At 74.5% G+C, this 10,939-nt stretch carries 9 protein-coding genes; 7 read left to right on the forward strand and 2 right to left on the reverse strand.

The features are described from left to right. Window positions 1-40 precede the first annotated feature (40 nt). The gene (locus E1264_RS08360) at window positions 41-3,760 is read right to left on the reverse strand and encodes a WD40 repeat domain-containing protein (protein ID WP_347813370.1); all 3,720 of its coding nucleotides are present in this window, start codon (window positions 3,758-3,760) and stop codon (window positions 41-43) included. Between the two features lie 205 nt (window positions 3,761-3,965). On the opposite strand from E1264_RS08360, the gene E1264_RS08365 reads away from it, so the two are divergent. Then, window positions 3,966-5,501 (forward strand): MarR family transcriptional regulator, encoded by a 1,536-nt coding sequence (locus E1264_RS08365; RefSeq protein ID WP_165964070.1) that lies wholly within the window; start codon window positions 3,966-3,968, stop codon window positions 5,499-5,501. On the opposite strand, the gene E1264_RS08370 is transcribed toward E1264_RS08365, so the two are convergent. Next, window positions 5,492-6,502 (reverse strand): phosphotransferase, encoded by a 1,011-nt coding sequence (locus E1264_RS08370; protein WP_165964071.1) that lies wholly within the window; start codon window positions 6,500-6,502, stop codon window positions 5,492-5,494. The two genes, E1264_RS08365 and E1264_RS08370, sit on opposite strands and share 10 nt — an antisense overlap. A 183-nt stretch (window positions 6,503-6,685) precedes the next feature. Between E1264_RS08370 and E1264_RS08375 the strand changes: the two genes are divergently transcribed. From E1264_RS08375 to E1264_RS08400, 6 genes are all read left to right on the forward strand, one after another. After that, complete coding sequence (locus E1264_RS08375) at window positions 6,686-6,856, forward strand: Dickkopf N-terminal cysteine-rich domain-containing protein (protein WP_165964072.1); 171 nt, start codon at window positions 6,686-6,688, stop codon at window positions 6,854-6,856. A gap of 120 nt (window positions 6,857-6,976) precedes the next feature. Further along, window positions 6,977-7,372 carry a lasso peptide biosynthesis protein gene (locus E1264_RS08380; protein ID WP_132171303.1) on the forward strand — a complete coding sequence of 132 codons (396 nt, stop codon included), beginning with the start codon at window positions 6,977-6,979 and terminating at the stop codon, window positions 7,370-7,372. Beyond that, complete coding sequence (locus E1264_RS08385; protein ID WP_132171305.1) at window positions 7,372-8,886, forward strand: hypothetical protein; 1,515 nt, start codon at window positions 7,372-7,374, stop codon at window positions 8,884-8,886. Before E1264_RS08380 ends, E1264_RS08385 begins: the two co-directional genes overlap by 1 nt. Beyond that, window positions 8,883-9,200, forward strand: coding sequence for an actinodefensin-associated protein B (adfB, locus tag E1264_RS08390; protein WP_132171307.1), 318 nt, complete (start codon window positions 8,883-8,885; stop codon window positions 9,198-9,200). The genes E1264_RS08385 and adfB overlap by 4 nt, the downstream gene beginning before the upstream one ends. Before the next feature lie 3 nt (window positions 9,201-9,203). Then, window positions 9,204-10,001, forward strand: a complete 798-nt coding sequence (locus E1264_RS08395) for a hypothetical protein (RefSeq protein WP_132171309.1) — start codon at window positions 9,204-9,206, stop codon at window positions 9,999-10,001. After that, a partial coding sequence (locus tag E1264_RS08400; RefSeq protein WP_207935791.1) for a hypothetical protein occupies window positions 9,991-10,939 on the forward strand: 949 nt, incomplete at its 3' end. The genes E1264_RS08395 and E1264_RS08400, both read left to right, overlap by 11 nt.

The following is a 10,939-nucleotide window of genomic DNA, read 5'->3' on the forward strand; positions in this document are numbered from 1 at the left end:
TCTCGTCCGTTCGTTCACGCGTCGCGGCCCATGTGCACGGTCACGGGCATATCTCTTGGAATTCCTCCCCCGATATGTACTGTTCCCACTCGGCGCGGGTCAGTGATCGGCCGGCGTTGGCGCAGGTCATGGCGGCGGGATCGGCGGACGTGACGACGTTCCACAGCCGCGCCGTCCCGTCGTTGCCGACCGTGGCGACGGTGGTCCCGCCGGGGCTGTAGGCGACGGCGGTCACGCTCGAGGTGTGGCCGGTCAGCGGGGGGCCGATCTGGCTGCGGGTCTGCAGATCCCACAGCCGGACGGTGCGGTCCGCGGAGCCGGTGACCAGCGACCTGCCGTCCGGGCTGAACGCGAGCGCGAAGACGAGGCCGGTGTGACCGGTCAGGGTCGCTGCGAGCCGGCCGCCGCCTGCGATGTCCCACAGCCGCACGGTTCCGTTGCCGGCCGTGGTGGCGAGGGTCTTCCCGTCAGGGCTGAACGCCATGTCTTGGGCGAAGCTTCCGGCGGTCGCGGCGGGCAGCGGATCCCCGGTCTGGCGCCTGGCGGCCACGTCGAACAGCCGCACGGTACGGTCGGCGGTCGCGGCGGCCAGCGTGGCGCCGTCCGGGCTGAACTCCACTTCCGAGATGGAGTCGGCCTCGCGGGGAAGGGCGATACGGGGCCCGGTCTCGCGCTTTCGCGCGATGTCCCAGAATCCGATGGAGCGATCGAAGACAATGGCGAATATCCGCCCGTCAGGGCTGAATTTCACCCTCCAGTCGTCCCGGTCCGAATAAACGGGAGGCCCGTTCTGGCGATGGGTGGCGGCGTCCCACTGGATAACGTTCCCGCCGACGCTCGCCGTGGTCAGCGTCCTGCCGTCAGGGCTGAACCCGATCTCGTACACGGCGCCCACGTTGCCGCGCGCCAGGGCGCCGGCCGGCTGGAGGCGGGGGCCGATCTCACGCTGGGTGGCGACATCCCAGAGCCGGACCGCCCGGTCGGCGTCCTCGGCCGAGGGGCGGACGCCGGGACCGGCCGCCGCCAGGGTCGTGCCGTCCGGGCTGAACGCGACCTCGGCCGCGGCGGGCAGCGCGGTACCGCTCTGCCGGTGGAGCAGCGGGTCCCACAGCCACACCTTGCCGTCGTCGTCGGTGACGGCGAGGAGCCTCCCGTCCGGGCTGAACGCCGCCTTGTGGACCGGTACCCGCCGATCACCGAGGACGGACCCCACGGGGCGGCGGCCGGCGGTGTCCCAGAGCCGCGTGGAGCCGGCGGCCCCGGTCGTGACGAGCCTCTTCCCGTCGGGGCTGAAGGCGATGCCGCGGAACCCCCGATCTTCGCCGGGCTCCCGGAGCTCGCCGGTCTCGTCGCGGGTGCTGAGGCTCCACAGCCGGGCGGTTCCGTCCGTGCTCGCCGTCGCGAGGGCCGTCCCGTCAGGGCTGATCGCGAGGTCGGTGATGTCGTCGGTGTGCCCGGTGAAGGCGGCCCCGACCCGGCGTTGCGCGGCGGTGTCCCAGAGCCGTGCGACGTCGTCGGCCCCGGCGGTGACCAGGCGTTTCCCGTCGGGAGTGAAGGCCACCGCGTTGATCGCGTGACCGCCGGTCTCGGTGTCGGGGCTGCCGAGGGGCTTCCCGATCTTGCGGCGCGTGCGCACGTCCCACAGGCGGGTGACGCCCTCGTAGCCGGCGGTCGCGAGGATGCCGCCGTCCGGGCTGAACGCCATCGCCTCCACCGACCCGAGCATCCCCGTGGCGTCGCTGGTGGCGAGCGGGGCGCCCGCCGGCCTGCGCGTGGCCACGTCCCAGAACCGGACGGTCGCGAAGCACGCCACGGCCAGCAGCCTTCCATCGGGGCTGAAGGCCACGTCGAACCCCGCGGAGCACCCCGGCCCCGGATGGACGATCGAGCCCGGGAGCCGCCAGCGCGACGCCGTGTCCCACAGCCGCACGACACCGTCGTCGGTCCCGGCGGCGATGATCGAACCGTCGGGGCTGAACACCGGCTCGGTCTTCGCGCCGGCTCCGCCGTGGCCAGGGAGGACGGCCCGGCCGGGCCGGGCCGCCGCGTCGAGCATGCTGTGACGGGCCTCGGGCGTCGGGGCGATGCGCCACGCGGCCACGGCGAGCAGCGCCGAGAGCACCGGATCGCCGGCGACCTTGCTCTGCGCCGCGAGCTGGCGCGAGACCGCGAGGTCGCGCTGGCGCTCGGCGTCGTTCGCCGCGTCGACGGCGGCGCCGGCCGCGGCGAGGGCGAGCGCCGCCAGCACCGCCAGGCCGGTCATGACGAGGCGGCGGCGGCGACCGGCGCGCCGGGCCTCCCGGGCGGACGCGGCGACGAAGCCCTCGACGGTCGGGCCGGGCGGCGGGAAGCTGACGGGGTCGCGGTCCCAGCGGGCCCGGACGTCGTCGACGGCCAGCAGCCGGGCGCCCCGGTAGAGGAACGCGGGGTCGCGGTGGTGTTCGGCCCACTGCGCGGCGTCCTGGATGAGCCGGTCGTACACCGCCTGCGCGGTCAGGTCCGGTTCGAGCCACTGCCGCAGCGCCGGCCAGGCGGTCAGCAGCACCTCGTGGGCGATCTCGACGGTGTCCTCGTGGAGGGTGAGCAGCCGCCGGGCGGCGAACGCCGACAGCAGCTCCCGGACCCGGTCGCGCTGCTCCGCCGAGCCGGCGGACGCGGCGGCGTGGAGCTCGGCCAGCGTCGCCGTCCGCCGCGCCGTCCGCCCGCCCGCGGTGATCACCGTCATCCGGCGGAACAGCCTGAGCGCCAGCTTGCGGTCCGCGGCCGGCAGCCCCTGGAGGGCGTCATCGGCCGTGCGCCGGACCGAGTCGCGGACCCGGCCGGACTCCTCGTACCCCCGGATCGTCAGCCGCGCGCCCTCGCGCCGGTCCCAGGTGTTGCGCAGGGCCTGCGAGAGCAGGGGCAGGGCCCCGGCCTCGTACCGGTCACCGGCGGCGCGCCCGGCGCGCAGCTCGGCCAGGATGGTCTCCACCAGGCCGGGGTCGATCTCCAGGCCGGCCGCGGCCGCGGGTCCGGTGATGGCCAGCCGCAGATCCGCCTCCGTCATCGGCCCGACGATGACCTGACCGTCCTGGATCGCCTCGGCGAACTGCGGGTAGGCGGCGCACCGGTCCCAGTAGTCCGCCCGCAAACCGATGATCACCGCGGCGCCCGGCCGGCCTTCCGCCAAGGCGTGCAGCGACCGGACGAACGCCTGGCGCTCCTCCTCGTCGGACACCAGCGTGAACAGCTCCTCGAACTGGTCGACCACCAGGACCAGCCGGCCGTCCGGCGTGAGGGGCCCGGCCTGCGGCGGATCGTCGCGCAGCCGCCCGTGCACCGTTTCGGCATCGCCGCCGTACGTCCGCGCCCACCCCTCGGCCAGTGCCCGCAGCGGTTCCGGCGTCGGCGTGATGAGCAGGCGGGGCCAGTGCCGGGATTCGGGGAGCTGTGGTGCTCCCCGAGCGAGTTCGGGTATCAGGCCGGCTCGCAGAAGCGACGATTTGCCCACTCCCGAGGCGCCGGACACCAGCAGAATGGTCCCGCTTTCGGCCAGGCGCGGTTTCAGCCGGTCGAGGAGGTCGCGGACGGCCCGCGAACGCCCGAAGAACAGATCGGACCTGTCGGTCTCGAATGGCGCGAGCCCTTGATATGGGCAGGTGTCGTCGCGGTCCGCGGAATTCGCCGGCCGGGGCCGCGGCGGTGTCTCCGGCGAAGTCGAAGCCGGCGCGGGAGCCGGAGCCGGAGCCGCGCGGTGATCATCTTCGTGCACCCCGCCCATGCGCTCATTCTCGCCAACCCCCGGCGGTAAGACCAATCGCGGCCGATCGGCGCTGGTGACGGCCGTCCGATTCCGTCCACTTCCGTCCGAGAGCTGGCTGGACGGCCCGAGCCCGCCGTTCGATGGGATGCGGGCCCCGACCCGCGGGGCCGGTGAAGGACGGGACACCCCCGTCCGTGATCATCAGACATCTCTCGGGGGCGATGTGAGCGTGCGCAACGGGGTATCGGACGGCCTGCCCGGCGGCGATCTGCGCGAATGGCGGAAACCGAACCACGCCGATCGGCCGGTCCGGCCGGTGGCCGGGGAGGTGAACGGTCGTCACGCGATTTCGTTCGCGGCCGACGGTCCCTCACCCGACCAGATCAGGACGCCGGCGGAATTCATGGTCCGGCTCCGGCAGCTCAAGGAATGGACCGGATTCACCTATCGCGAACTGGAGACGCGAACCGCCGAAATCGGGGACCATTTGCCGCGCAGCACGCTCGCCTCCACCCTCCGGCGGGACGCGCTCCCGCGCCAGCGGTTCGTGGAGACGCTGGTCCGCGCCTGCGGCCTCGACCCGGTTCCCTGGACGCGCACCCGCACGCGGCTCGCCGTCCGCCTCGCGACCGCCGCGCACCCGGCGGAGCCGCCCTCCTCCCCGGAACCCCGGCGGGTGCCGTGCCAGCTCCCGGTCGGCCCGCCCGGCCTGGTGGGACGTGACCGGGAACTCGACCGGCTGGTCCGGATGCTCGCCACCACGCCCGTCACCGTCGTCAGCGGGCCGCCGGGGGCCGGCAAGTCCGCGGTCGGCGTGCGCGCCGCGCACATGGCCGCCCACCTCTTCCCCGACGGGCAGCTCTACGCCGGCCTGCGGGCGAGGGCTCCCGGAGCCGAACCGCCGGCCCCGGCGGAGATCGCGGGCCTGCTCCTGCGGAGCCTCGGGGTTCCCGGCGCATCGGTGCCCGCGGACGCCGAGGAGGCGGCGGGAGCGCTGCGGACGGTGCTGTCCGGCCGCCGGGTGCTCGTGCTGCTGGACGACGTCGCCACCGCCGCGCAGGTCCGGCCGCTCGTGCCGGTCGGCGGCCGCAGCGCGGCGATCCTCACCTCCACGGCCGCGCTGACCTCGCTGGACGGCTCCGGCTGCGTCTATCTCGACCCGCTGTCACCTGACGAGGCGCGGCAGATGCTGGAGCGCCTCATCGGCGCGGAACGCGTCCGGGCCGAGCCGGAGGCGGCACGGACGCTCGCCGACCTGTGCGGTCACCTTCCGCTGGGGCTGCGGCTCGCCGCCGCGAGGCTCGCCGCCCGCCCGCACTGGCCCGTGCGCGCCCTCACCGAGCGGATGGACGACGAACGGCGGCGGCTCGACGAGTTCCGGGTGGACGGCATGGAGCTGCGGGCGAGCCTGGCCGTCAGCTTCGAGCATCTGGCCCGAAGCCACGACGAGCACGCGCGGCTGGCGGCGCGCGTGCTCGGCCTCCTCGCCGGGCTGCCCCCCGGGGAGATGCGGCTGGCGGAGGCGGCGGCGCTGCTGGACATGTCGCAGGAGGCCGCGGACCGCGCGCTCGAACGGCTGGTGGACGCCAACCTCGTGGAAAGCCGGGGGCCGGGCAGCTACCGCGTCCCCGACCTGGTCCGGCTCTTCGCGCTGGAGCGCAGCGGCGGCGGCGGAAACGGCAGGGACGGCGGAGGCGGCGGGCACGGCGCGCGGCACGAGCGCCCGCACCTTTGGCAGGCACCGGAGGCTCATACCTGAGCCGCGCCGCTCGTCCCGGATCGCTCGAACGGATGCCGCAGGAGCGCGCGCAGGCGGTCGGCGACGGCCCCCGCATATCGGGGACGGGCCCTCTCGTCGAGCCCGCTGATGGCATCGCGCCACATCAGGGCCCGGCTGACCAGGGCCGGAGCCGCCGCCAGGCGCACCGCCTCGGCCAGCCGACCGCGGCTTCCGTAGCGTCCCCACGCGTCGAGGTAGACGTCCGTGATCCGGGACAGGGACGCGTGGTCTCCAGGGGAGAGCATCCGCACGTCCTGCCGGATGACCTCCAGGGAGTAGAAGGGGTGGGCGACCATGCTCTCGGCCCAGTCGAAGACCAGCGGCCCGCCCTCGGCGATCACGAAGTTCCCGCGCCAGATGTCGGCGTGGACCACCGTCTCCGGCAGGGCGAACGAGGCGAGCCGCCCGCAGGTCTCCCGGAACGGCCGGGCGAGGAGCCGCAGGCGCTCGAGTTCCTCCGGCGCGAGCCCATGGGGACCGCCGATCAGCAGCTCCAGATCGCCGCCGCCGGACACGAGCTCGTCGAAGAGGCCGGGGAGCACGGCCAGCCGGTGGTCCGGGCAGCCCAGGTCGAGCAGCTCGCCGACGCGCCGCGCCGCGTTCACCTGGATCCCGGTGAAGGCCGGGATCATCTCCGCGCAGGCCCGCAGGATCCGCTCGGGTTCCATCGACCGCTGGTCCGCGCCGAAGTCGGCGGTGAGCATCCAGTTGCGTCCGGCGTCGATGGCCAGGACCTCCGGGACGTTTCCGGGGAACCATTCGCAGAGCGCCCGGGTCAGCGCGGCCTCGTGGCCGAAGGCCGGCGGGGAGGACTTGAAATAGACGTACCCCACCGACGTGGGGATACGGAACTGGCGTGACCACGCGCGGGCGCCGAGCCGCTCGACGGGCCCGCCGACCTCGACGCCGGCGTCCCGCAGCCGCTCCGCGGCCCAGTTCTCTGCCGCCGCCGCCATCACCCGATTCTTTCTCTCCGCCATTCGCCAATTGTCGTCCATCCATTCACCCATGCCCAGGCGTCCGTATATGCGGGACAGAACGGGACAGAACGGGACGGCGTACATACCTTGCCGACACCGTTCCCGGACATTTAGCGTCCTGAGTGTCCGAAGAAACGGCGGATAGGCCGATGCGGTTCATCCGCCACAAGGAAAGGAGAGGCCGTGTCCACGACCTCGATCGCTGCGCGCATCGCCGGCAACGGCCTGCAGCAGCACCTGCACGCGGAGCCGGCCACCGTGGCCGAGTGCCGCAGGCTCGGCACCAGCTGCTGGCACGACACCGACTGCTGCAGCGGCCTGCTCTGCGAGTGGTGGACCTGCCGCCGCGCCTGATCGCCGCCGAGAAACCCCTGTCCGGTTAGCCGGAGAGTCTTGCCGGGCGGCGGTGAGCGCGACCTCGCCGCCGCCCGGCTGCCATTTCATATCTCCTTGGAGCACCGAATGCTGCGTGTGATGAGGGCGTTTCTGGCCGCGCGCGGGGCGCGCGAATTCCTGCGGGAGGCCAAGGGCGCCGAGGCCGCCGCCTACCGGCTTGAAAAATGGCCCGAAGTGCGCGGTGGAGGCTGGCGGGCTCGGCGGGCGCGGAACGTGCGGGCCGCCGTGGTCGGGCTCAGGTTCGCCCAGCGGCTGACCGTGGGATTCCTCGACCCCGTCGACGACTCGGTGTTCCTCACGGCCGGGCTGCGGCGGCTGGGAGTTCCGGCGTCGTTCCACCTCGGCCGCGAGCTGGCCCCGGCCATGCCCCCGGCGGGCTACTTCGCCTGGGTGCAGCACGGGGATGACGTGGTGAGCACCTCGCTGCCGGTCAAGGACGAGTACATCGAGATCCACAGATCGGCGGTGGCGTGATGAAGCACAGGCCAGGGCTGGTCGAGACGGTTCCCGGCGGCGGGGTGCGCCGCATCGATCCGGAGGCGCCGGAGACCAGGGCGGGTGCGGGGGCGCCACCCGAGGCGCACGGCGTCCGGATCGACGCGTCTCCCTCGTCGTTCGAGCTCCTCCGCGAGTACCCGGACGCGACATCCGTCTACTACCGGGTCGACTACGGACGCCTCGAATGGGGGTTCGACCTCGAGGCGTTCCTGCCGGAGAGCGGGCCCCCTCCCGTCCCGTCGCCCGGGATCCTGCTCCCCCTGCTCCAGGGCAGCGCGCCCGCACCGGACGCCACGGTCCTCCCCGGCGTGCAGCGGCTGCCCGTCGGCACCGCCGTCCGCGTGACCGGACAAGGGATCAACGTGACCAGGCGGCAGCCGGTCCTCCCGGAACCCGCGCGCCGGGGCGGGCTGGTCGAGGCCGTGGCGGAGGTGCTCGGCGGGAGCGGCGACTACGCCATCGCCTACAGCGGGGGCTTGGGTTCGGCGTTCCTCGCGGCCTGCGCGCTGGCGGCCGGCCACCGCCCGCCGCTCCTGCACGCCGACCTCGGCGCGAGCGTCCACCGGACTCCGGCCCCGGACGTCCCCGGGCTCTCCCTCAAGCGGATCCGGATCGACCCGTCCGAGCTGCTGGACGAGCATCCCATCACCGGTGAGGAACTCGTCCCGCCCATGCCCGACCGCGAGGTCCCGAGGAGGCTGGCGGCCGCACTCGCCGGGGCCCGGGACGGGACCGGCGGCCCTCCGCTGATCGGCGGGACGCTGGTGAAAGAGCTGACGTCGGCGAAACTGCCCGACGTCAACACGGGGGTGCGGGGCTGGCGGCTGCTGGGCTGCGAGCCGTTCCACGCCGCCGGGACCCTGCGGACGCTCGACGACGCCCGGACGCTGCTCGGCAAGGGCGTGGTCTACTCGCCGGACGCGCAGCCCGTGGGGGCGCCGGCGCCGCCGTCACCGACCGGCGGCACCGCCCTGCCTGGACTGACCGCGGAGGGCGCCGAGGTCTTCCAGTCGGCCCACCGGGCCGGCATGGCGATCTGGCAGGAGCTGCTGGACTCCCTGGACCCGGTGCTCGGCGCGGCGACGGCGGGCATCGCGGAATGCGGCGACGGCGGTATGCGGCTGCCGGTCCTCGACCCGCGGGTCCTGGCGACCCTGGCCGCGCTCAAGCCGTCCAGGCTGGGGCGGATCCGCGGCGGCACGTTCGAGCGCAACCTGCCGCTGCACGCCGCGCTGGCCCGGCACGGGATCACCGGCGTGCGGCGGACCGCGCGGGGGCACTGGCTCAGACGGGCGGCGGCCACGCACCTGCACCGGGAGCGCCGGAAGATCATCGCGCGGCTGGACCGGGAGTGCGCCCTGGCCGACCTGGGCCTGGTCGACCCCCAGGCGGTGATCCGCGTACTGAGCGACGGGCGCGATCTCGCCGACAACGCCCTGCCGCTGCTGCGCCTGGTCTGGCTCGAACACTGGTTGCGAGGTGGATCATGAGAACCGCGCCCGGGGTGACGTTCACCCGGCTCCCGCACGGCGGCGCCGTCCTGGTCGACGGGACCACGCTGGCGCTGGCCGAGTGCGGCGAACCCGAAGCGGTGCTCATCGAGCACCTGCTCGCCCACGGCCCGCGCAACGCCGCGGAGGCCGATCCCACTGCGGAGACCGATCCCACTGCGGAGGCCGATCCCGTCGCGGAGGCCGTCCCCGCCGCCGGGAAGCGGGCGGGGGACCCGCCGCCCGCCCTGCTCCGCCGGATGGCCGAGCAGATGATCGAGTCCGGCTGGCTGCTGGACGACCGGAGGTCGTGACCGATGTTCGCCGATGCCGTGACCGCCGCGCTGGCGGGTCCGCTGATCGTCGCCGGGGCGGCGAAGGTGCTCACGCCCCCGCACAGGCTCGACTGGCCCTTCGGGAGCGGGCCGCTGCGTCCGCCATGGGGACCGCGGCTGACCGGTGCCGCGGAGCTCGCCGCGGCCGCCGCGATCGTGGCCGTTCCCGGCAGGCCGGCGGCGCTCCTCGCGCTGGTCGCCTACCTCGCGCTGACCGCCGTGGCCTTCAGGCTGCGCGGGACGCGGTGCGCCTGCTTCGGGCCGGCCCGCCTGGCGTCCGTGGGCAGGGCCCGCATCGGCCAGAACTTGGCCGCCGCGCTGGTCGCGGCGGCCGTCCTGGCCGTGGGGCCCGGCTACGAACCGGCCGTGCGGACGGCGGCCGCGGGCGGAGCGGCCGCGGCCACGCTCACCGCCGTGCTCCTCATCGACCGGCGGGCGCGCCGGCGCGAGGACGCGGCCGTCCCGGCGCATCCCGACCGGCCGATCATGGGGGTGCGGATCTACGTGACGGAGACCTGCCCGTCGTGCCGGTCGCTCAGGCAACTGCTGCAGATCATGGAACCGGCGCGGCGGGACGCCATCGTCATGATCACCATCGGGGACGCGGAGGCGCTGCCCGAACCGGTGACCGGTCTGGGCGTGCCGTGCGGCGTGGCCATCGACGCGTCCGGTGAGCAGGTCGGGTCCCCGGCCGAGGGCATCGGAGCGGTGAAGGCGCTCGTCGACGGCATCACCGTCCGGCACACCCGCGGCGCCAGGGAAGACACCCATGTCGGCTGAGTGGACGTCCGTGCCGGCCGAGTGGGAACGCCGGGACCAGGCACCGGATCCTTCCGTCTGGGCGACCGTCCGCACTCCGGCGCTGCCGTCCATCAGCGAATGCAACCCCGCGGCGGTACGGTGGCGCGACCTCGTGATCGATCCGGATCTGGCGGGGCTCGTCCCCGGGAGGGCCCGCCCCTCGTCGATCGTGATCACCGACGGCGGGGACGAGTGGCGGCTGCCCCTGGACGACGTCCTGCCGACACGCCTGGCCTGGCACCCCCAGCGCCCGCTGCTCGCGGGGCTCGCCATACGGGAACGACGCGCTTATGTGTGGACGGCCGACCACCGGGCCCGGACGGTCACCGTGCACCTGCACCTGCGGGCCGCCGTGTCGTTCACCGCCTACGGGCATCCGCCGGTGGCCTGGTGCGGGGACGACCGCCTCGTGCTGCCCGTCCCCGGCCCGGACGCAGACGCCCGCCCGGACGGAGACGCCGAGGCGGCGCCGCCGGAGGCGCGGCCCGTGGCCTTCGAGGCGACCGGGCCGAACGTCGTCGCGTTCGAGCCGCCGCCCGAAGAGCTGGTACGGCTGGCCGGGGCCAGGCTCGCCGTCGCCGATCTGGGATCGGGCACCGGGGAGAGCACGCCTCTCACCCCTCCCATGCTCCTCCGGAGCCTGCTTCCGGCACCCACCGGCAACAAGGTGATCGCGACTCATGGCTACTGGGACGCCGGGGACGAGGCACTGCACTGGGCCGACGTCCTGATCGACCTCGACGCTCCGGGGACGCCCCGTCCCGTGCCGTCCGGCGGCGAGTACCGCGCGCTCCTGGAACCGCCGCCGAGCGACCCCGAGCCCACCGCCGGCGCGGTGACCGCCACGCGGCCCGCCGTGCCGATCCCCACCGGGCTCGGCACGGCGACGCTCGCGCTCCCGCCCGCCGTTCCCGGCC

Origin of the sequence: Actinomadura sp. KC216 (genome assembly GCF_004348535.1) — a bacterium.
GTDB lineage: Bacteria > Actinomycetota > Actinomycetes > Streptosporangiales > Streptosporangiaceae > Spirillospora.